Raw genomic sequence first — 23,294 nt, 5'->3', positions numbered from 1 at the left:
TGAACAACTTTGGCGATGCGTACACCGGGTATTTTATATAAAATGGTATTTATCTGGACAAAGTAACCTCCTTATCTTTGATGTTATATTTTATATTCAGTGCAAAGCTGATACCCTGAAGGACATCAATCAGTGAGGGGTTATTGTCAAACCGGGCTTTCAGTCTATAATTTGCTAATCCAGGATCACTCAGATGGATTTGAACGGCATACCAACGCTCCAGTTCGGCTGTAACCTCGCTTAGCTTAGTATCGTTAAAAACCATGATACCTTTTGTCCATGCAATCTTATTCGCACTGTTAACCATAGTCCTGATCAGTGAGTGGCCATCAAATTCTCCTTGCATATTGGCGTGCAGGATCAGGGTATCTGTGCATCCTGCCGCTGTGAACCTTACTCTGCCTTCTTCAACATTTAACCTGTCAGCATAGCCTTTCCAACTCTGAATGTTAAATCGGGTACCCAAAACACGTGTCGTTGTCTGTTTGGTTTGTACATAGAATGGTTTCTCAGGATTTTTTGCCACTTCAAAAAAAGCTTCTCCATCCAGAAAAATCCTTCTTTCCGTTTTTGAAAACTTCTTTGGATATCTTAATCTGCTTCCCGCATTGAGGTATACTTTAGTTCCGTCAGACAAAGATATGCTGGCTTTTTTTCCAGGTGGAAGAATCAATTCCTGATAGGCTATTAAAGCAGTATCAGGGGATTGCTTATTTAAGACATATATGCCCAGTCCAATCGTTAAAATAAGTATTGCAGCAATTGCTATCCCTCTGAACCAGATCGGTCTCCGAACAATCTTAACGGGTTGTTGTATTTCGTTTTCTTCTTGTCGGGCCAGAGCAATACGCTGCCATAACTGGTCTTTCATCATCGGTTCTGACTCCGGAGAACGAAGTTCATAAGACTCTTCTGGAATTCCCTCAGACATCCACTGCTCTACGGCCTTCCGTTCCGCTGGAGTACATAGACCCGCCCAATACTTTTCTAACAAATGATGATCTACCAACATGAACTGCTTTTAGAATACAAGTCGGTGATCAGGGGATTTACCCTTAGTCAAGAAAGAATTTATTTTTCAGTACTTTCTTAATGCAAATAAGTCTTAAGAAAACGTAATGCTTTGGTTAAATGTGCTTCTACAGTTTTTTCAGAAATTTCAAGCTGTTCCGCAATTTCAGGTATACTCAGACCACTATTCCTGGATAAAGTATAAACCTGTTTGCACCTGCATGGCAGTCTGTTAACCAGTCCATCGACAAAATGATCCAGATCTTTGAAAAGAATGGTTTCCTCCGTATTATTAATACTTTCGCAGAAATTTTCTGAAAGGCACCGGCTTTGATTCTCCTGTTTAAACTTTTCACGATAATAGTCACTGACTTTAATACGGGCTGCACGGAAAAGATAGTATTCCATACGTGTTTCGATTTGAAGACCGTCTCTGCGTCTCCAAAGAGAATGAAAGATATCCTGGACAATATCCATAGCAACCTCATCATCCTTGATATGGTGTTGACAAAAAGCAACCAGTGGCTTCCAATACAGATCAAACAAGGCACGAAAACTTGCATCGTCAATCTGATTCAGCAATTTATAATCCTTATTAGCCCTTGAAATTTCCACAAATCAGTTCATTACCTATAAACAGAACAAATATAATTTTTTAGATGGAATAAGTCTAAATAGTTTTAAAACTTTATTTAATTTCAATAGCTGTTTATAAAATATATTTCAACTTCAGATTATACAATATGGATAAAAATAAGTTCGGGCAATTGAGAAAGTATCTTACAAATCATATTCATGTTAATGATGAAATGTTTTCTGCTTTTTGCAGAAAATTTAAATTCAAAACTTTTCAGCGCAATGAAATACTACTGAAAGCGGGTGATATCTGCTCCCATATGTATTTCGTAAAAAGCGGATGTCTCCGAATTTTCATGTTGGATGCTGAAGGTAAAGAATCGACACGTTTTCTTGTATTTGAAGATAAATTCGGCACAGCTTTTCCAAGCTTTACCCTACAGGAGCCTTCCTTAGCATATATCCAGAGTTTGGAGACATCCGAAGTTTTATACATCAGTTATCACGATTTTCAGCAACTGCTTAATGATTTCCCCGAATGGGAAAAGGTATATCGGATCAACCTTGAAAGAGACTATATAGACTCTATCAAACGGATTGAAAGTTTAATCACAGTTGGTGCTAAAGACCGTTATAAACTGTTGATAAATAATAATCAGACACTAATCAAAAGACTATCCGCAAAAATTGTTGCCGATTATCTGGGTATATCTCAGGAAACGTTGAGCAGACTCAAGTCAAAAAAATGAATTTGTTGACTTTTGTCAATCTTTATCTGGGATATTATCCAGTGATTTGTCTTTTAAACAATCTCTTTTATGTTTAAGAAAATTACTTTTTCAATAGTATTTCTACCCTATATTGCTTTTGCCCAAAGTTCCGCTATTGGCCAAAAGACCTTTTACTATAAGGACTCAGTAAGGAACAGACCAGTGACAACCGAAATTTGGTATCCTACAGATGCAGATATCAGTAAAGCGTATACAACTCCCGAATATCCCTTTATTCGCATCTCAACTATTCATAACGCTCCTATTCCCCGAAAAAAATTTCCATTGATCATGCTTTCACATGGGACTGGTGGAGGGCGCTTAAATATGGAATGGCTAGCCGGTATACTTGTTCAGAAAGGATTCATCGTTGCCGCAGTTGACCATTGGGGAAACACTTATGATCATAAAATAGCGATGGATTTTGTGACCCCATGGAAGAGGGCGCAGGATATTAGCTTTGCTTTGACTCAGTTATTGCAAACCAGGGAACTTGATCAGGCAATTGACAGCGAGCGTATTGGTGCAGCCGGTTTTTCCATAGGTGGCTATACTGTTATTGCGCTTGCGGGTGCTAAACTAGATTTGGAGGCCTTAACTAATTTTACTGAAACGCCTCTTGGTTTGAAAGAATTTGCATTGCCCGAATTCCCTAACCTTAAAGCAATGATCAATCAGAAAGAGGTTAAGGCTTCATTCCGAAAAGCTACTAACTTGAAGGATAAACGAATAAAAGCATTTTTTGCTATTTGTCCCGCAATTGGTCAGGGATTTACGACTCAAAAACAGTTTGAATCTATTCATGATCCTGTTTATATCGTTGGAGCACAAAGCGATAGTATTACTCCAATAAAAACAAATGCCTTACATTATCAAAAGATGATCAAACAATCAAAACTACTGATCATACCAGGCAAAACAGGCCATTATGTATTTTTAAATGAGGCCAAAAGTCAATTGAAAGAAAATGAGAGGCTATTTTTCACAGACGACAAAACTGTAAACAGAAATGCTGTGCATCAGCAAGTGGGTAATGAAGCTGCATCTTTTTTCCATAATGTTTTAGGTGGTAATTAATTTCAGCATTGATTTGGGCATAAAGTACCTCGTCTTTACGGTTAGTCCTGAAAGTTTATGCCTTTATGAAATCCGTTTTACCTGTAAATTACTTTGCATTATTGTTTCCTGTCTTTTGTAAACATTCCAATGCATTTGCAACATAAACCAGAGGAGCATTCCAATTGATAGCAATTTCATTACTTGCATAAGAGGCAACATTATCCAGATAGGATAGTTCAGGCTCCGCATATTTATATTTTAATCCATCCTGCTTTTCCCGATTAGGTCCGCCAACAAGCAGTCCAGGAACCGGGTCAACAACACCATCTGCAAAAGATGGCCGGTGATGTGGATTCATGGGCGATTTGGTACCAATACCAGTCACAAAAGAATAACCAGTTGCATTTCTTCCCAGAATATAATCCAGATTACCAACTGCCCCATTCAGGTAAGCTTTATTTTGTGTAAATAAATAAGCATTGATGAGCAGGACACTTTGATTCATGGCGACAGAATTGCTTCCCCATACAAAGTCAGAAAGCGAACTACCCATCACTATGCCATAGGCATTAGTTTTGCGGGCCAAGAGGTAACGATCTGCAATGGTTAGTATTTTTTTCTTTAAGATACTGGTCATACTTTGATACACTCCGGGGAGTTTACTTTGACATCTGATCAGGGAATAATATCCTAGAATACCAACATTACTCCATCCTGGTAAACTCACAGGTGCATTCAGGCGCGAAAAAAAAGCATCAAAATATTTTTTCTCACCGGTAGATGTCAGTAATTCGGCAGAAGCCCAGGTCCATTCATCTTCAAAATCTTTATCTCCATAAGCCCCTGTATTTACCTTCAGGTTGAACATTTTGTTCATCAGATCCTGGTCGTAAGCCAGATCCGGATTTTTGATGGCCCAATTCCAGGCCAGAACAGCTGCAGACAGACAACTATCCGCCAATCCGGGATATTGTTCAGGAAAATCCCTTAAGATACGGGATGCCTGAGCTGCAACCCCGGCCATATTAAGCGTTGCGGCAGTACCTTTTGCGACTACATAACGGGCAGATAAAGCTTGCGCTGGCATAATCATCGCATCGAAATCAAGATTTGTACATTTATTATATACACCTCCGTCATCAGGATCCTGCATTTTCAGCATCCAGCGTAAATTGCAGATGGCTTCGGTCAATATATCCGGCACCTTATTTTTTGCATTTGGAATGCTGGCTTTCAGACTAAGAAAATAGTCAGGAAAGTCTTCGTATGCTGAAAGTAAAGTTGCAGTAGAAATTCCACTATTGACGATGTACTTATTGTAATCACCTGCATCGTACCACCCTCCTTCAACATTAATCCTGCTATCGGCCTTACGGTTTTTAGAGACGGCTGATGGATGAATATGAACCGACGTATCCGGATGACCCGACGCCCGGTACCACTTTCCTGCATAATTTTTATCAAGCGTTGAAGAAGCGCGTTGGTAATAAAATGCTTTCAGTGCCGCTACTGCAAGCTCCTGATGCACATGATCAGCAATCCTGAAAGCCGGAGATTCACCAACTCCCGGGATTCGGATCAAGTAGGTCCCCGGCCGCTCGTAGTCACTAAAATTTGCTATCCTGACCTTAATACCAGAATATCCTGTGCTTTTCGGCTCAGACATTGATCCCGTATAGACCCTCTTCCTGCCTGGTAAGGCAACCAGATCGAAACTGTTTTCGGAAACGGCACTGGTAATTATTGCACTTTTATCCAAATTCGGATAAAATCCTGATTGATCTAAGAAGATATTGGAGCTTTCAGTCTCCTGGGCAAATGCACCAGTTAAATTCAGACTGAAAAGTATAAAAAGAGCGCTGTAAAATATAGATTTCATAAAACTATAAGTATTTTTCATAATCGGCCTGACTGATCACTTTGAGACTCACATCGTCAATAAACATAGTGCCCGACACATAACCCAGTGCGAATAAAAGTTTTATTTTTGCAACACCGGGGGGAATGATATAGGCGCGTTCATAAAGCTTCCAGTCCTGATCTCCTGTAACTGAGGCAATGTTAATTCCATTTCCGATTTTTACATCTGCCTTGTCAAGCATTTCAAAAAGGAAAAGAGCACCATTCCAATCTTCCTTTCCAATACTTACACCATCTGCTTTAATCCTGGCAGTCATGAGTATATATTGTGTATGCTTAGGAAGGGAAACGATTTGATGCATACCGGTCCATTTGGAGGGATCAGGCGAAAATAAAGCACTGCTCATTTTTCCGGTGCTAAAAACGTAGGGTGTAACCTTTGCAGAATAATCAACCCATCCGCTGAGCTCATCTTCAAAGCCGCCATTGGTCACCAGATTTTTTTGTGCCATAGCATTATAATTGACTGTGAGCATAAAAATTACCACAGACACATATTGTATAGTTTTCATTGGAATATAATTGTTTTAATTGACATGATTTATCCGGGGCAACAGTTTAAGACTCCATACTGCTGCTCCGGATAATGTTATCGAACTATTTTTACCGCTAAGCGATTAATATACGCCAATATCATCCAGGAAAATTGTCTCTGGCGCATTACCACTTAATTCCTGGAACCCAATCCAATTCAGACTGCTGGGTTTACCCGGCTGAGAGGCATTTTGGAAACGCTCCAGAGGGACTACATAAGTTGTCCATTTGCCTGAATGCAGCACAATGCTGACCTGACGGTTGTCAAAATCGTTCAATCCGACCTTGATCACCTTACCTTCAGTACCTGCTGATCCATAAATAGAAAATTTAACGTAAGTCTTATCACTCAGGTCTACGGGAGTGCCGCTGCCGACAGCATATCCTGCATAATTACCGGTATAGGTAACTTTAATGGAGTGGGTACCCCTTTTAACCACCTCTGTATTATTCACATCTCCACTGGCACCACCAAAATTGAAGTCATAACCGGCTGTTATTTTATCATCATAAAACAGATGTCTGAATCCAAAAGGTAATAATATCGGCACCGCTACCCCATCGTATGAGATATATGGGCCAGTGCCGGTTCCACCAGGAGTAGTTACACTTACTGCACCCAGGGCAGCAGCGGGTACTGACACCTTAAGTTCTGTACTTGTTGCTGTTATAACCTTAGCTTCTGCTGTACCAAATTTCACACTGGACACCTGATCAAAACGCAAACCAGTGATGGTCACGACATCTCCTTCATCTCCTGTAAACTGGCTTAATTCTGTAATAACCGGAGCAGGCTGCCTGATACTAAAATTAAAAGTTGTGGTACCCGATGCACTGGTCAGCGTGAGTTTGCCCGTTTGATTTATCCAGGATGCAGTAGCAGGAATCATAACCACAATGCTATGATCACTAAAAAGTGCCGTATTCAAATAGGCTTCTGTACCATTAAATTCGACCTTGTTCGTATACTTCAGATTTGCACCCTCGATCACATATGTACTACCGGCATCGCCAGAAGTAACAGTAGAATCTAAAGCAGTCTGTTTAGGATCTCCCGGCTTAACCAGGGTACGAACCCTGGTGATGACCGGTGCTCCCTTCCCTTCCGCATCTTTTTTACAGGAGGTCATAAAGATCAGCATGAAAAATAGTCCTGTCAGACAAACGACTATAGGATTTTTATATATGATTTTCATAATAACTATTTAAAATTGTAAGGTACCGGTGGCAATAATAATTTAGGATTGAGGGTGGATTCTGTGGTGGGATATGGCAAAAGAAAGCTTGCATTAGTTGGCGTATATTTCTGCCCCCAAATAACTACAGGCGTAGTGTTGCTATAAATCCCTCTTTCCTGATTAGCGATAACTGCGATCGCTTTAGGATGGGAAGTGACATTAAATCCATCCATTCTGCCAAGATCAAACCAATAATCGGCCTCAAAAACAAATTCCATCCGGCGTTCCTGATAAATATCCTGTATTGACATTGTTGTTTTGGGAATCAGCCCGGCCCGTTTTCTGATTTTATTAAACGGCAGTAGCGCAGTAGCATCAGAAGTACGCTCCGCACCAGCAAGAACAGCCTCCGCTTCAATTAAAAGTACATCCGCATACCGCATCAGATAGGTATTATTTGCAGTTGAAAATGCGGCTCCTTTACCAGCATTGTCTGTGGGTGTCCCTACCACATATTTTTTTATAAATGCAGGCATCCCCTGTGCTACAGCACCAACTGGCAGCTTATAGCCTCCTTTATCCTGATTAATTTCCGGATAAATATCACCCTGCATCATCACTGTTGGCTTTCTTCTCAGGTCACCTGGTTCATAAGCAGTTAACAAGTCAATTGAAGGCACAACACTGCCATATCCATCTCCAGTGCCGGTAATTTCAGAATTATAGGCCAGAAAAGACTGTAATGCATTTCCGTGTCCATAAGCAGATCCGCCCAGCCATTGAATAGCGGCTACACTTTCTTCATTATTGTTATTGGCTGTTTTGAATAAATCGCCATAAGTTTTCCCTGCAACATCTATCCCATACAATTTGAACTCGCCACTATTGATCACCTGTTCTGCTTTAAGGCGGGCGTTGGGATAATCCCGCATATACAGATAAACTTTAGCCAATAGCGCAGCTGCTGATCCACTTGATACCCTGCCCTGAGAAACAGATCCGGTTCTGATCATTTTATTGCAATTCTCTTCTGCAAACTTAAGATCATTGATAATGAACTTATAAATATCAGTTACCGGATTGGTATTAATCTGATAGTTGTTTACATGATCCAGACTATTTTCTATAATCGGTACATTTCCCCAGGTTCTCACCAAATAAAAATAAGCGATAGCACGCATGAACCTGGCTTCACCCAATGCATTATTTACTACTGTTGCCGGTACACTTGCGGGAACTTTCGCTTTCAGGTTATTAATGACTGCATTTGATTGGGCAACTACGCTGTACAGGGAATTCCATGCCGACAACAATTGGGTATTGTCGCCAGTTACTGAGAAGTTACCAAAGTTGATTACATCGGGAGAATAGGTATGTGCATTACCGCTTAATAATTCAGAGATACACCACGAAGCTTTTGCATTCCAGTCAAACCATGGAGAATTGTATAAGGCTGTAGTGCTGGCCTGTACCTGTTCTGTATTCTGGTAAAAATTATCAGTACTGAGCGCATCCTGAGGCGGAATATTAAAAAAGTCTTTTTTACAGCTGCTGCTCACAGTGGCTATAAAAATAAAGCAACCTATATAGATGAGATATGATTTCATTTTCTTAAAATAATTTGTGGTGACTAAAATTGTGCATTCATTCCAAAAGTGATAGTCCTGGCTATCGGATACCTGCCCAGGTCAATATTATTCAGAAGTGCGCTTTGATTCATTGCCCCGATTTCCGGATCGTACCCTTTATATTTTGTAAATGTGTAAAGATTCTGCACACTTGAATACACTTTCAGATTGGTGAGTTTTAATTTTTTGATCCATGCTGAAGGTACTTTGTAACCAAGACTAACGTTTTGAATCCTTAAAAAGGACCCGCTTTCCACATATCTGTCAGAGACCAGCAAGTTTGGATTGTCAATCCCTATTTTCGGTGCAGGAATATTGGAATTTGGATTTTGAGGTGTCCAGAAATTGCTGTAAGCAGCATATTGATTCTGGTAAACAGCCGCCAGGTTACCCATAGTATTGTTCAGCAAATTCATAATCCTCGAACCATAAGATCCGTTTAAGAACAACGTGAAATCAAAGGATTTGTAACTGAAGGTATTGGTAATTCCATAAGTAAATTTAGGATTAGGATTACCAATCTCAGTACGATCCTTCTCGTCTATTTTACCGTCACCATTGATATCCACATATTGAACGTCACCAAGCCATGTGCTGCTGCTGTTATTCGCCACAAGCCTGCCAAACTGCACAGGCGCAGACTGAAGTTGTTCGTCTGTTTTAAAAATCCCTTTCACTTTATAACCATAAAACTCACCAACTGACCCACCTACTACCGTACGGGTAACAGGTGTTTGCAAATAGGCACTGGTTACGGTTCCGAACAGCTCAGTAAGCCCATTGCCCAATTCCTTCACCACATTTTTATAATGAGAAAAAACCAAAGTTGTATTCCATTTAAAATGCTCATTACTGATATTGTGTGAACTGATACTCAAGTCAAAACCTACGTTATTTATCTTTCCAAGATTTACATAAGGTGGGTTGATACCACCTAAATAATCAGGTCCGCCCACCAGGTATGCAGGAAGTGCCAGTTGAAACAGAAAGTCCTTTGATGTTTTTTTATAAAAGTCCAGACTTGTACTGATTTTACCATTCAGGAAATTCATATCAATCCCGCCATTATACTGAATTGATGTTTGCCACTTTAATGCCTTATTATCAATTCGTCCTGCCAGAAAACCTGTACCCAGACCTGTTTGAGATGACTTCAATAAAGAACTGTACAAATAATTAGGAATATCCTGATTACCAACTTCCCCATATCCAAAGCGGATTTTAATCCCATTCACAACTTTATTGATCCCCTGCATAAATGGTTCTTCAGCTAATTTCCAGGATGCGGCAAAAGAAGGAAAATAGCCAGATTGCGATCCTTCAGCAAACTTAGAAGTCTTGTCTTTCCGGATCGTAGACGTCAGGCTATACTTTGAAGCGTAGGTATAGATGGCACGGGCATATATTGATTCTTGTCGCTGTGTACCAATATATTCATCATTGGTCGCAGTGATGGCCTGCCCCAGGTTCAGAGATTGTACATCATTACTATAAAAGCCCTGACGTGTTCCTTCAATGCCCCTCCAGGTAGATTCCTGGACTTCATAACCTAAGATTGCATTCAGGTTATGCTTCTGTCCGAAGGTTTGGTTATAATTCAGGTATTCTTTCCAGATCAAAAATGTACTTTGCTGATGGCGCTCCTTTAAAGAAGCCGTTGGATTGGTGAAACGCCCCCATGAATAGCTTGGTGTAAAAACATTGTTGTCTGAAAAGTTAAAGTCTCCACCCAGCTCTGACCTTAGAGACAGTCCTTTATAGAACTTTATTTCGTTATAAATATTCGTATTAATATTACTCCTGTTCAGTTTATTTTTGATTTGCTGCGCCTGGGCCACTGGGTTTAAAGCGGCAGCGGAGGCTAGCGGATCTGATGCCGGAGGCCCCGTATAGCTACCATCAAGATTTGTTACTGCAAGATCAGGCCCCTGTAACAAAGCATTATAAATAATACCATTGTTATCACTCGTAATTACATTTTCTGCCGAACGGTTTGCAGTCAGAGTAATTCCAAGCTTAAACCATTCCTTAACCTGGGCATCCACATTCGTACGCAGGCTATAGCGACGAAAATCAGACCCAATAACTGTACCGTCCTGCCCAAGATATCCACCTGAGATATAATAATTCAGGCCCTCTTTACCACCAGAAACCGAAAGCTGATGACTTTGCTGAGCAGCAGTTCTGAAAATTTCTTTTTGCCAGTTTGTACCTTCTCCCAATATTGAAGGGTCTGCAAATTCTGTTCTTCGTCCGGTTCCATAAATATCTCCCAGTGAGTTTTGGAGTGTGGCATATTGTTTAAGGTTCATCACATCCATATATTTTGCTACCCTTTGGAAACCTGTATAACCGTCGTAACTAATTACCGAGTTGCCACTTTTACCTCGTTTGGTAGTGATAATAATCACCCCGTTAGAGGCCCTGTTTCCATAGATTGCAGTTGCAGATGCATCTTTTAATACATCAATAGATTCAATATCATTTGGATTGATCAAAGATAATGGACTAACGGTAGTCTGTGAATTCGCATTTGAGGAAGAAGCCTGCAAAGGCGATCGCCCACTTGTACTTTGATTACTGGCATCACCCGAAATCGGCACACCGTCTATCACATATAAGGGTTCATTACTACCGCTTAAAGAAGTCACCCCCCGTACACGAACGGAAGTATTGCTGCCAGGTGCTCCCGAATTCTGAGAAATGGTTAGTCCGGATGCCCTTCCCTGTAATAGCTGATCAATGCTTACCTGAGGTACATTCGCAATATCAGCAGCCTTCACAGAAGAAATCGATCCGTTAATATCAGCCCGTTTTTGAGTTCCGTAACCAATCACTACGACATCATTGAGCACTGTAGTTTGCGGCTTCAATACTATATTCAGCACGTTCTTTTGACCAGCCGTGATTTCCTGAGTCTCCATGCCGATAAAGGAAAACACAAGGATTCCTGTGACTGACGGAACTGAGATTTTATATCTTCCGTTGATATCGGTTACCGCAGCAACCTTTGAACCCTTCACTTTAACAGCAACTCCGGGGAGTGTCACTCCTTTTTCATCACTCACGACACCAGAAATTTCGATCTCCTGAATTTGAGTAGCCAGCACTGGGAAATCCGTTGTCTTTTTAAGAATAATTGTTTTTTTAATGATCTTGAAATCAAGGCTTGTGTTTTTCAAAACCAGTCTCATTGCCTCTTCGATAGGCATATTGATTACATTTACATTGATTGCATATTTCTTATCGATGTCGGCACGCCTGAACAGTAAATGGTAACCAGTCTGTTTTTCAATTTGCTTCAGGACAGAAATGATATCTGTATTCGTATGTTTAAGTGTTAAATTCTGGCTAAAACTATTTGCGCTAACCTGCATTAAAGTCAGAATAAAAAAAAGCAAAGTTAGTCTCATTGTTAAGAAGATTTGGTAAGAATCACGGCACAATACATGCCTGATCCTAAAGAATAAATTCATATCTTTATGGAGTTTGGGTTAAATTATAATGTCATCTCAATTGGCTTGCAAGTAACCTTTACAATGACCGGATGTGGTGCAAACACTATCCGGTTCTTTTTTAAAATGGCTACGCGAATGCATTATACTGTGTTGTAAAATTTCATCATATCTGGCTGTTTATTTGGTTAAAAAATTTGGTTCTATAAGGTTTTATATCTTATTCAATAATGGTAAGCAGACGATTGTGCAGCTCGTACTTTAATCCGGTAAATTGAAGCATACTCAGAATTTCTGAAAGTTCGGCATCTTTAGCTATCGTACCTGTGTAAAGTACTTTTGAGGGGGTACCTTTAAATACAACCTGAACATCATACCATCTGGATATTTGCCGGGCAATTTCTTCAATTTCCATATCTTTAAAGATAAACAGGTTGTTTCTCCAGGCCATTACTTCTTCCAGATCGATGTTGTCATTAACCTGTATGCCGGATACAGTTACACTGGCTTGTTGTCCTGGTTTCAAAAGCTTTGCAAATTTGCCTGAAGACAGATGAATACTACCTTCTAAGAGTGTTGTTTTTTGACGGCCTTCATCTTTATAGTCCATCACATCGAAATGTGTTCCCAGCACACTAATCTCTGTTCCGCCTGAGAATACTTTAAAAGGCTGCTTCTGGTTCTTTGTAACTTCAAAATACACTTCGCCAGTCATCTGGACTTTCCGTTCTGGCCCTGTAAATGAAGTCGGGAACCTTAAACTGGATTTAGAATTCAACCAGGCTTTACTTCCATCAGGTAATATAACACTGTATTTTCCTCCAATAGGTGTTGCAATGGTATTGTATGCTATTTTTGAGGTATTGTTCCCTGCTCCCTTTTTATAGCTTAGCTCCCCTTCGGCAGTTTTGACCACACTTACATTTTGCTGATCAGCTACTGTACCCAGATTCGCTTCAGTTAGTATCAATGAGGACCCGTCACCAAGTGTAAGCACAGCCTTGTTGCCACCTGGTTTAATATTTACAGCTTGAGCTGAATTAAGAATTTTCTTGGAAGAAAGTGACAAAGGATCTTGCATCCAGACAACTACTATACTCAAAAACAGGAACAGTGATGCAGCAGCCACCAGGATTTTCCAGGAATAAATTGTTTTTTTGGGCAATGACTTCACATTTTGTTGCCCTTCTGTATCGATGTGATGGAGGAGGCGTTCAAAAACTCTGTTCTCCATTAACTTGCGCTGTTCTTCTGACAGACCCGCAATATATTCCGGTACGCCATCCATACTGTCAAACCACTGGTTAACTTGCGCTGTCTCGCCAGGAGTACAACTACCTGAAAGATACTTTTTAAGTAAGGACACAGGGATTGATTTTCCCATAATGGTTTATAAATATATTTGGTTAGTTAATGGTATAGTCGGTCAGGCAAGCCCTTGCCCCCAAAAAAAAATAAAAAAAAGATAATGGAGCTTAAAACAATAACCAGGCAAAGGGTGACGCTATCAGAATATACTTAAAATGTATTCTAAAAAGTTTTAAAGCATTGGTGATATGGTTCTCTACAGTTTTTTCAGAGAGCCCCAATAATTCAGCAATTTCCTTATTTGATTTATGCTGTTGCCTGCTCAGTTCAAATACCCTTCGGCATTTGGCAGGTAATTTCGACATGACCTGATTCACCCCCTCTTCCACTTCATGCAAAAAAACCGTTTCTTCAGTGGTATTGGCTGTATCCTTATAATTAAAAGAAATCAATTCAAGATAGTTATTCTTCGTAGCCTCTTTAGCCAGATGATCAATAACAGAATAACGGATAGCCGTATGAAGATAAGCCTTCAGTTCGCCTCTGATATTTATTTTTTTTCGATTGGTCCAGAATTTTGTGAAGAAATTCTGAATAATTTCTTCAGAAGCTTCTTTGGATCTCAATCTTTTATTAGTGATCAGGTACAACTCATACCAATACCTGACATAAATTTCCTTGAAAGCAACAACATCATTTTCATTAAACAGGACGATTAGTTCCTCATCGGTATGGTTATGCCGGTTGCTCATAGTGAGTAAAATTATAAAAAAAAACGACATCCAATAAGAAATGAAATCCGGCAAAGCAGACTATAAGCAAAATTATAATAATTTCATAGCCATCCTCTTATTCTTTACTTCCTGTAAAATTTCCATTCCGATGTGAAGTCTCTTTTCAGCGGTTGCCCAATTAAGGTTGCCCTGACCATTTCTATCGGAATAAGGTTTTCTTTCATTATCCGGTCATGAAATTCGAGGATACTCATTTTTCCACTATCTACAAGCTCATGCTTCAGCGCCATCAATTGCATTCCGCCAATCATGTAAGCGACCTGATACAATGGACCATAACCGCCCTCAAATGACCTGCGAACTTCCCCTTCTGCATTTGCTGGCTCATGCCCTACACGGTTAATCAGAAAATCAACGCACTGCTCAGGTGTCCACTTTCCTAAATGATAATTTAAAGAGAAAATAATTCTTGCACAGCGGTGCATCCTCCAGAATAGCATTCCGATCCGCTCTTCGGGACTTTTGGCAAATCCCTTATCGTATAAAAGCAGCTCCCAATATAGTGTCCATCCCTCAATTCCGAACGGAGTAGTAAAAAGTTCCCGGTAATTCTTATAACGGCTATTCATATAATATTGCAGGTGATGACCAGGTAGTAATTCATGCTGTACAGTACCTCTTGAAAAGTAGGGATTATTGCCCCGCATACTCATCAGTTTATCTTCTTCGTTCATATTCGCTGTCGGATAAGATATACTAATCTCCCTGCCCCCTGTAAAAAAGGGATTAACCAACTGTCTTTCTGCAGACATCATTACCATCCCCCAGGTTTCTTCAGCAAGACCAGGAATCGTAATCAGCTGATTTTTTTTGATAAAATCCAATGCGTCATCCTGTAATTTCACAATCAATTCAGCTTGTTTACCGGGTGCGACAAAACTTTCTTTAACTTTTTCCTGAGCCTTTTTCCAATCTTTTCCAAAACCCATTTCTGCAGAAGCCTTTAACAACTCCTGATCACAAAATGCAAATTCCTTTTCTGCAATTTTAATAAGTTCTTCGGGCGTATAAGGAATCATTTCAGCATGGAGTTGAGCAATCAGCTCTGACTCTCCTATAGGATTTCCCTTTATTCCATATTTGACGCCTTTTTGAGCAGGTACTGCATCCGCCTGATCAACAAAAAAGGTATTATAATGATCTAATACCTGTACCAATGATTCATAAGGTTTAGGAATCCACCAATCGAATAAGGGGTCATAACCCTTATAAAATTCATAAACACCTTTTAATCTCATTTTCAGACCGGATATTGCTTCCCTGATATTTTTTAAATTCTCTTTATTCAGCGTTGACTTATTGATTGATGCGGCATTAAAAGAGGCTATTTCTTTGCGGATAGCATCCAGCTTTGCTGCAACAACCTGCCAGTCCATAGCTTTTCCCCTTCTTCTTTCCTTTTCCAATGCATAGATTCCGGGGGCAAAAGCAATATATTTAAGGATTGCCTTTTCATTTATTCCAGCTTTTTCCAATTGACCGGTTTCTTTTTTGATTTCCTTTTTCAATAGCAGGTAATCTACTTTTCCATAAATACTAAAAGAATCAAAATCCATTTGTTCCATTTCTTTCAAGTATTCATTTTGAATCAGCAGCAACCGGTTTCGCTGTTCGGGAGAATAATAGACCTGGGCAACTTCGGGATAAGTGCCTTCTAAAATATAAGGGGAGTAAAAATCCTGGATAGCTTTTATATCCTTTTGGTAAGTTATGATTGTGGTCCCCATTTCACTGGTTTGCTCATAAAGTCTGGATACTGCTTTTTCCTGCGAATAGATAGTGGATGGCAATAAGCACACCATCAAAAGTAATTTGTATAGTTTATTCATTTTGCAATGTTATTTATTCTGCTTACGGTATTGTATTCGTCTCTATGTGACAATAAATGTCAAATTAAAACTTATTATTCATGATAAATAATCTTAAGGTTATACTGGATAAAATACAAGAACAATTGGCAAAATAATGCAATATCCAATGCTTGCTAATTGCTTATTTTTATTTCCTTTAAGATAGAAACCAAAGTAAAAACCATGAACAGATTCCTTTGCACTAACCTATTGGTAACGGCGCTGCTGTACACTTTTTCAGCAACTGCCCAATCCTATGTACCGAGATTGAACGATACAAGGATGACCATTAAAAATGCTATTCCTATCAAAGCCTACGCTTTTCAGCTTTCGGAAGTATCGCTCCTGGAAAGTCCATTCAAAACCGCCAGAAATGCAGATGTAAATTATCTGCTAAAGATAGAGCCAGATCGTTTATTAGCTGGTTTCAGAAGCAATGCTGGTTTGTCCGAAAAAGCAAAAAAATATGGAGGGTGGGAATCTGATGGCCTTGCCGGACACAGTCTTGGCCATTATTTATCGGCCATTTCTTTTCAATACGCCACCACTAAAGATAGTGAGCTGCTCAAAAGAATAAATTATATAGTAGACGAACTGATTACTTGTCAGCAAGCACGTAAAACAGGTTACATTGGTGCGATTCCCAATGAAGATAATATTTGGGCAGAAGTAGCGAAAGGTAATATTAAAACCCGTGGTTTTGACCTGAATGGTGGATGGGCGCCCTGGTATACCGTACATAAAATCATGGCTGGTTTACTGGATGCCTATTTGTATGCAGGAAATTCTAAAGCATTAACGGCTTCAAAAGATCTGGCTAAATGGACTGCTGCCACCATTAATCACCTTAGCGACGAACAAATACAAAAAATGCTCATTTGCGAATATGGCGGGATGGCTGAACCTCTGGTAAATTTATATGCAATTACCGGAGACAGGAAATACCTTGATCTTTCCTATAAATTCTATGACAGACAAGTTCTGGATCCATTGGCAGAACAGAAAGATATCTTGCCAGGAAAACATTCCAATACTCAAATTCCTAAAATCATTGCCAGTGCCAGAAGATATCAGCTTACCGGTGATCAAAAGGATCTGGCAATTGCAGAATTTTTCTGGAAAACAGTAGTTAATCATCATTCCTATGTAACGGGCGGCAATAGCAACTATGAATATTTGTCGGAGGCCGACAAGCTGAATGACAAACTTACGGAGAACACCACAGAAACCTGCAATACCTACAATATGCTTAAACTGACCCAACACCTGTTTACGCTTAATCCTTCTTCAACATTTTTCGATTATTACGAAAAGGGTTTATACAACCATATTCTAGCTTCTCAAAACCACCACACCGGTATGATGTGCTATTTTGTTCCCTTAAGAATGGGCGGCAAGAAAGAATATAGTGATCCCTACGACAGTTTTACCTGCTGTGTGGGTACAGGTATGGAAAACCATGTCAAATACAACGAAAGCATTTACTTTAAAGGTGCAGACGGAAGCTTATATGTAAACCTCTTTATCCCTTCTGTGTTGAACTGGAAAGACAAAGATCTAAAAATCACACAGAATTCTGACTTACCTTATGGAGATAAAACCACCCTGCTGATCAACAGGACCAAGTCTTCAAATTTTGCCATCAGAATCAGAAAGCCTAAGTGGTCGGCTAACATTAAAATACAAGTTAACGGAAAACCGGAAAATGGAATTGAAGAAAACGGGTACTATGTTATTCGCAGAAACTGGAAAAACAACGATAAAATTGAATATACTACACCCGAAAAATTGTATACAGAGTCCATGCCTGACAATCCTAACCGCAGGGCGGTATTCTATGGCCCCGTACTCCTGGCTGGCGACCTTGGTTTAACTGAACCAGATCCTGTAAAAGGTATACCTGTATTTGTAAGTGCAGCACAAGATCCGAAAGAATGGCTAAAGATGGTGGATCAAAAACAGCTCCGCTTTCAAACAACAGGTATTGCAAAACCTCATGATATAACACTCCTGCCATTCAATCAGACAGAAAACCAGCATTACAGTGTTTATTGGGATTTTTTCAGCCCTCAACAATGGGTAGTACAGCAAAAAGTGTATGAAGAACAAAAAAAATCACAAAAAGAACTGGATGACAGAACCACAGATCTTTTCAGATTTGGAGAGATGCAACCTGAACGTGATCATAATTTCAAAGAAGAGAAAGCACAAACAGGCGAAGACCACGGAAAAAAATGGCGGATAGCAGGCGAACAAGGATTTCTTCAGTTCGATATGAAAATAGATTCTACCCGGTCCAGCACGCTCATAGCCTCTTATTGGGGAATGGATAACCGGGACAGAAACTTCGAAGTATTTGTTGATGGAACCAGTATTGCCACAGAGGATTTAAACAAGTATAAAGAAAGCCGTTTTTATGACATTTCTTATGAGATACCTGTTACACTTACCAATGGAAAAAATAAAGTAACTGTTAAATTGGTTCCTAAACCAAAAAACAGTGCGGGGCCGATTTATATGATCCGCGCAGTTAAGAAATAACTTAAAGTATTGAGCATATGATTACCGGCCAGCTTTACTGGCCGGTATTGCTGTATTTCGTTGTGGTGGTTCTGCATAAAGCAGATTTTTAACAAAGAAGTCCCGTTTCCTTCTTCTTCCATAAACGCCGCCATCACTGTGTCCCATTCCCGGAACGCATAAAAAATCAAAGTCTTTATTTGCTTTAATCAAGGCATCAGCCAGTCGGAAAGTAGATTCTGGCGGTACGTTTTCATCTGCTTCTCCAACAATCAGCAATAAATTTCCTTGTAACTTAGCCGCATTAGTTATGTTAGACTGTTCCTCATAATGAGGTCCAACCGGATATCCCATCCATTGCTCGTTCCACCATTGCTTGTCAATACGGTTATCATGACATCCGCAAGCAGATACTGCTGCTTTATAAAACTCAGGATGGAACAACAAGGCACCTGTAGAATTCTGCCCTCCAGCAGAAGTACCATATATCCCAACCCTGCTGATATCTGCGTTCTGATATTGCTTTGCCATGGCTTTAATCCATAAAATACGATCAGCAAAACCAGCATCGGCCAGGTTTTTCCAGCATACATCATGAAAAGCTTTTGAGCGGTTGGCCGTACCCATTCCATCAATCTGGACTACAATAAAACCCAATTCAGCCATACTTTGCATTTCACTGTAAGGCAAGAAATTTTTTGGCACAAAGCTGTCCTGTGGCCCCGCATAAATATATTCAATCACAGGGTAAGTCTTATGTTCATCCATTTTCGAAGGACGGCAAACAATTCCCCAGATAGCTGTTTTTCCATCTCTGGCTTTGGAGACAAAAACCTCTGGCAACTTTACTCCGGCAGCTAAAAAACTACTGGTAGTACCATGCTCCAGCTCTAAGATTATTTTGGTGTCTGCGGTCCTTTTCAATACGGAAACAGGTGCAACATTCACTTGTGAATAAGTATCCAGATAATATTCCCTATCAGACGAAAAGCTCAGTATATGGTTGCCTTTTTCCGGGGTCAGGTCAATTTGCTTTTTTCCATCAAAACCAATTCGGTAAGCATGCATAAAATAAGGATCTTCCCCTGCATTAATGCCGCTGGCCCTAAACCAGATTTCACGTTTAGCAACATCGACACTGTCTATTTCCCTGACCACCCAGTTACCTTTAGTTATAGGTTTTTGTTTACCTGTAAGCGTATTTACAAGGTATAAATGACGATAACCATCCTTTTCACTGCTCCAGATCATCTCATTGGTCGCAGGCAGGTAATGGGTATAAATACGATTTTCATAAATAAAAGTAGCTGTTTTTTCATCAATGATATTTCTTGTTTTACCACTCTTTACATCTGCTTCGATAACCCTGAAACGCTGATGGCCCCGGTCTGCTTTTTCATAGATACAATACTGATTGTTCTCTTGGCGCCAATGCAATTCCGGTGCACCAAAGAAATCAATTTCTTCAGCATCTACTTTTGTTTGTTTTTTTGTGGCAAGATCAAAAGCAACAGGTGCATACGAAGTAAATGCGTCCCCTGGCTGAGCATATTCATTGGATTTCAGCTGTCCGCGTGTGGTTCCCGGTACTGAACTTAATACATAATAAACCTCTTTGATTTTCTTCGGACTAATCCGATAGCCAAACAATGTTTTACTATCCGGCGACCAGCTGAATGCCCCATAAGGTTTATCTATTGTCCCGTCAAAGGAAAGCTGCTCATCCTCTCGTTCGGCCAGTTTCTTTACAAAGACATTTCCTTCTTTAAGGTATAGTTCCTTTTTGCCATCAGGAGATTTACCTGCATCTGGTATGCTTTCCCAACGGGAATGTGCAGCTTGTAAAGGTCTATTATTATTGTAAATATCCTTTAACGTGTCTGCAGTTTTCAAACACTGATAAGTTCTCAGATCGATTCTGAACCATTGATCTCCGGTCTTCACCGTGATCTTGTCAGCAGCTCCATTAAAAAACAGTTTGGTAAGTTTAAGTTGCTCAGCGTCATAATTCTTTCCAGTAGCTTTCTGCAGAGCCTCAGCTATCCGCTGATGGTCAAAAGCATTTTTCCGTATACCCTCAGTGGCATGGACATACATATATTTCCATTTTTTTCCGGCTAGATTTTTCTTGTACCAAAAAGATTTTTGATCTGCTTGCCATACGGGGAAAATATTGTAATTAACTTCTATTTTTCTTAATAAAGAATCCAGGGCGCCGGCTCGCTGATAAGCAATGGACATTTCGGAAGGGTTTGGTTTGTAAGGCTCCAATACCTGCTGCGCATGAACAATAAAAGCAGGGGCTGTGCAAATTAAAACAGCACAGATCTTTACAATAGAAATGGTTTTCATGGTTTAATTTTTTTGATATCTTCCAATCAGATAATATACAGGAATACCCATCATGGTAATGATGAGCCCGGGCCAGGTGTAATTTGGTTTATAAATAATTAAGAGTGTACAAAATGCAAGCCCCATAACGATATAAATTAAAGGCAAAACAGGATAGCCAAAGGCTTTATATGGTCTTTCTGCATCCGGGCGTTTTTTACGAAGAATAAAAATACCTGTAATCGTAAGCATATAAAACATCACCACTACAAAAGAAATCATATCCAGCAAGTCGCCGTATTTTCCACTCAGGCACCATAAACAGGCAAAAACACATTGGATCCAGAGGCCAAATGCAGGCACAGCATTTTTATTCAGGACTCCGACTTTCTTAAAAAAAAGGCCATCTTTAGCCATAGAGTAATACACCCTGGCACCGGCCATAATTAGTCCATTATTACAACCAAAAGTAGAAACCATGATCATCAGGGAAATAATCACTGTTCCCCAGTTGCCGAAGATCACGTGTGATGCTGTAACAGCAACTCTATCTTTATCTGCATAAGCAATTTCGTGCAGAGGCAATATACCGGTATACATGATATTGGTCAGCACATAAAGTACCGTAACCATAATCGTCCCCAAAGCTAAGCTAAGGCCGATATTTCTTTTAGGATCTTTAATCTCGCCCGCTACAAAGGTTACATTATGCCAGGAATCGCTGCTAAATATTGCACCTACCATCGCGGCAGCGATAGCACCAAATGCCGCTACCGTAGTATAATTTCCCGTATAGCCACTGACAGAAAGTGAAGTCAGATTCCACGCATCTTTCCAGTTATTGTGCCAAATATCCTTTTGCAGGAAAAACAGGCCAAAAACGATCAGCCCAAATAAGCTCAGCAATTTAGCCACAGTAAAAGTAGTTTGGATAATCCGGCCGCTGTTTACCCCCCTGCTGTTGATATAAGTAAGCAGAACAATTACGACAATGGCCAGAAGCTGCGCTGTGGAAATATGCAGAAACCCAAGGTCAATGGCTACCAGGTCTTCATTAAAAACAGGAATCAAATAGGCCGTAAATTTAGCAAAGGCCACACCTACCGCAGCTATAGTAGCTGTTTGGATGACTGTAAAAAAACTCCACCCATACAGAAAACTCACCAGCGGATTATAAGCTTCTTTCAAATAAACATATTGTCCTCCTGCCTTAGGAAACATTGCGCTAAGCTCCCCATAACTTAAAGCAGCGGTAAGGGTCATGAATCCGGTAATGAGCCATACGACCAGCAGCCAGCCCGAACTTCCAACATTCCGGGTAATATCAGCACTAACGATGAAAATGCCAGAACCGATCATGCTACCTGCAACCAGCATAGTAGCATCCATTAATCGCAAAGAAGATTTAAATTGAGTGGTTCCAGGTTTCATAATTGTTATAATTTGTTAAACAACCATTGAATTAACCTTACTTACATTATTATAAGCATCTACATATGCCCTGGGCGACTGCCCGATAATGCTTTTAAATACCCGGTTAAAATTAGTAATACTATTAAAGCCAGCTTTATAAGCTACACCAGAGATACAATCTATCTTCTTGCCAGCAATCAAGCTTTTACAGGCATCGTTAATTCTCACTTCGTTAAGAAACGAGACAAAAGTATGCCCTGTATGTTTTTTAAAATACCTGCAAAAAGCCTGGGGTGTCATATAAGCCGTATTTGCAATATCTTCCAGCGCAATCTGATTATTGTAATTGCGCATAATATAATTGATAATATTGCCGAGCCTGATTCCCTCACTTTCTGAAATATCAGAAGAGTATACATTAGAGCAAAGTGGTTCTGCTTTTTCACTCACATGCTGTAAGGTATTCAGCAATTTAAGGAGGTTAAACAGTACATCTGTACCAGAAGCACGATGAACATCAAATATTTTGGAAGAGATCTCCTTACTGTGACTTGCAGGGATCCTGAAGCCATGTTTGTGATTTTTCAGCAATGAATTAAGCAGTTTCATCTCCGGCAGGTTAAATAGTCCGGCAAGAATTCCTGAGGGATTAAAATACAATGAACAAGCCCGGATACTTTTGCGCTTATCGGCAACAAAATATTCAGGATTGGATTTAAACAAATGAGGAAGATTGGCTCCGATAAGAAAAATATCACCCGAACTAAATGAGTGCATATTGTTTCCTGTAATCAGCGTCCCTTCTCCTTTTTGCACCCAGGTAATCTGCCATTCATCATGACGGTGAAGATACTGGTAAAAAAATGGAAGTTCGATATGCTCGGAGATCACACTTTTATCGTCCGGTACAAGCAATGTAAATGGAAGTACTTTCATAGTTGGTTCGG

16 protein-coding genes are annotated in these 23,294 nt (G+C 39.9%); 3 read left to right on the top strand and 13 right to left on the bottom strand.

The window, feature by feature from the left end:
• Positions 1–49 precede the first annotated feature (49 nt).
• Positions 50–1,012, bottom strand: coding sequence for a FecR family protein (locus tag AB3G38_RS23315; protein WP_367866093.1), 963 nt, complete (start codon positions 1,010–1,012; stop codon positions 50–52).
• 77 nt (positions 1,013–1,089) lie between these two features.
• Positions 1,090–1,626, bottom strand: a complete 537-nt coding sequence (locus AB3G38_RS23310) for an RNA polymerase sigma-70 factor (protein ID WP_367866092.1) — start codon at positions 1,624–1,626, stop codon at positions 1,090–1,092.
• Between the two features lie 128 nt (positions 1,627–1,754).
• On the opposite strand from AB3G38_RS23310, the gene AB3G38_RS23305 reads away from it, so the two are divergent.
• Together AB3G38_RS23305 and AB3G38_RS23300 are read left to right on the top strand one after the other, a co-directional pair.
• Entirely contained in the window at positions 1,755–2,336 is a 582-nt protein-coding gene (locus AB3G38_RS23305) for a Crp/Fnr family transcriptional regulator (protein ID WP_367866091.1), read from the top strand.
• Positions 2,337–2,405: 69 nt separating this feature from the next.
• Entirely contained in the window at positions 2,406–3,434 is a 1,029-nt protein-coding gene (locus AB3G38_RS23300) for an alpha/beta hydrolase family protein (protein WP_367866090.1), read from the top strand.
• Positions 3,435–3,522: 88 nt separating this feature from the next.
• Here AB3G38_RS23300 and AB3G38_RS23295 read toward each other — a convergent pair whose 3' ends face one another.
• The 8 genes from AB3G38_RS23295 to AB3G38_RS23260 form a co-directional block, all read right to left on the bottom strand.
• Positions 3,523–5,295 carry a glycoside hydrolase family 9 protein gene (locus AB3G38_RS23295; RefSeq protein ID WP_367866089.1) on the bottom strand — a complete coding sequence of 591 codons (1,773 nt, stop codon included), beginning with the start codon at positions 5,293–5,295 and terminating at the stop codon, positions 3,523–3,525.
• A 4-nt stretch (positions 5,296–5,299) separates the two neighbouring features.
• Positions 5,300–5,848 (bottom strand): hypothetical protein, encoded by a 549-nt coding sequence (locus AB3G38_RS23290; protein WP_367866088.1) that lies wholly within the window; start codon positions 5,846–5,848, stop codon positions 5,300–5,302.
• A gap of 105 nt (positions 5,849–5,953) precedes the next feature.
• Entirely contained in the window at positions 5,954–7,066 is a 1,113-nt protein-coding gene (locus AB3G38_RS23285) for an IPT/TIG domain-containing protein (RefSeq protein WP_367866087.1), read from the bottom strand.
• 5 nt (positions 7,067–7,071) lie between these two features.
• Complete coding sequence (locus AB3G38_RS23280; RefSeq protein WP_367866086.1) at positions 7,072–8,655, bottom strand: RagB/SusD family nutrient uptake outer membrane protein; 1,584 nt, start codon at positions 8,653–8,655, stop codon at positions 7,072–7,074.
• Positions 8,656–8,678: 23 nt separating this feature from the next.
• A complete protein-coding gene (locus tag AB3G38_RS23275; protein ID WP_367866085.1) occupies positions 8,679–12,089 on the bottom strand; it encodes a SusC/RagA family TonB-linked outer membrane protein in 3,411 nt (1,136 codons plus the stop codon).
• 262 nt (positions 12,090–12,351) lie between these two features.
• Complete coding sequence (locus AB3G38_RS23270) at positions 12,352–13,515, bottom strand: FecR domain-containing protein (protein WP_367866084.1); 1,164 nt, start codon at positions 13,513–13,515, stop codon at positions 12,352–12,354.
• A gap of 91 nt (positions 13,516–13,606) precedes the next feature.
• Positions 13,607–14,191, bottom strand: coding sequence for an RNA polymerase sigma-70 factor (locus tag AB3G38_RS23265; protein WP_068402040.1), 585 nt, complete (start codon positions 14,189–14,191; stop codon positions 13,607–13,609).
• 104 nt (positions 14,192–14,295) lie between these two features.
• The gene (locus AB3G38_RS23260; protein WP_367866083.1) at positions 14,296–16,062 is read right to left on the bottom strand and encodes a DUF885 family protein; all 1,767 of its coding nucleotides are present in this window, start codon (positions 16,060–16,062) and stop codon (positions 14,296–14,298) included.
• 204 nt (positions 16,063–16,266) lie between these two features.
• On the opposite strand from AB3G38_RS23260, the gene AB3G38_RS23255 reads away from it, so the two are divergent.
• Positions 16,267–18,624, top strand: coding sequence for a beta-L-arabinofuranosidase domain-containing protein (locus AB3G38_RS23255; protein WP_367866082.1), 2,358 nt, complete (start codon positions 16,267–16,269; stop codon positions 18,622–18,624).
• Between the two features lie 21 nt (positions 18,625–18,645).
• Here AB3G38_RS23255 and AB3G38_RS23250 read toward each other — a convergent pair whose 3' ends face one another.
• Genes AB3G38_RS23250 through AB3G38_RS23240 form a run of 3 tightly spaced genes read right to left on the bottom strand, consistent with a single transcriptional unit; the run spans position 18,646 to position 23,283 of the window.
• Positions 18,646–20,955 (bottom strand): prolyl oligopeptidase family serine peptidase, encoded by a 2,310-nt coding sequence (locus AB3G38_RS23250; protein WP_367866081.1) that lies wholly within the window; start codon positions 20,953–20,955, stop codon positions 18,646–18,648.
• 3 nt (positions 20,956–20,958) lie between these two features.
• The gene (locus AB3G38_RS23245; protein ID WP_367866080.1) at positions 20,959–22,365 is read right to left on the bottom strand and encodes an APC family permease; all 1,407 of its coding nucleotides are present in this window, start codon (positions 22,363–22,365) and stop codon (positions 20,959–20,961) included.
• 15 nt (positions 22,366–22,380) lie between these two features.
• Positions 22,381–23,283 (bottom strand): AraC family transcriptional regulator, encoded by a 903-nt coding sequence (locus tag AB3G38_RS23240; RefSeq protein ID WP_367866079.1) that lies wholly within the window; start codon positions 23,281–23,283, stop codon positions 22,381–22,383.
• Positions 23,284–23,294 lie beyond the last annotated feature (11 nt).

The sequence above is a fragment of the Pedobacter sp. WC2423 genome (assembly GCF_040822065.1).
GTDB lineage: Bacteria > Bacteroidota > Bacteroidia > Sphingobacteriales > Sphingobacteriaceae > Pedobacter.
The sequence above is the reverse complement of the archived record's forward strand: the minus strand, read 5'-3'. Positions and strand labels throughout refer to the sequence as shown.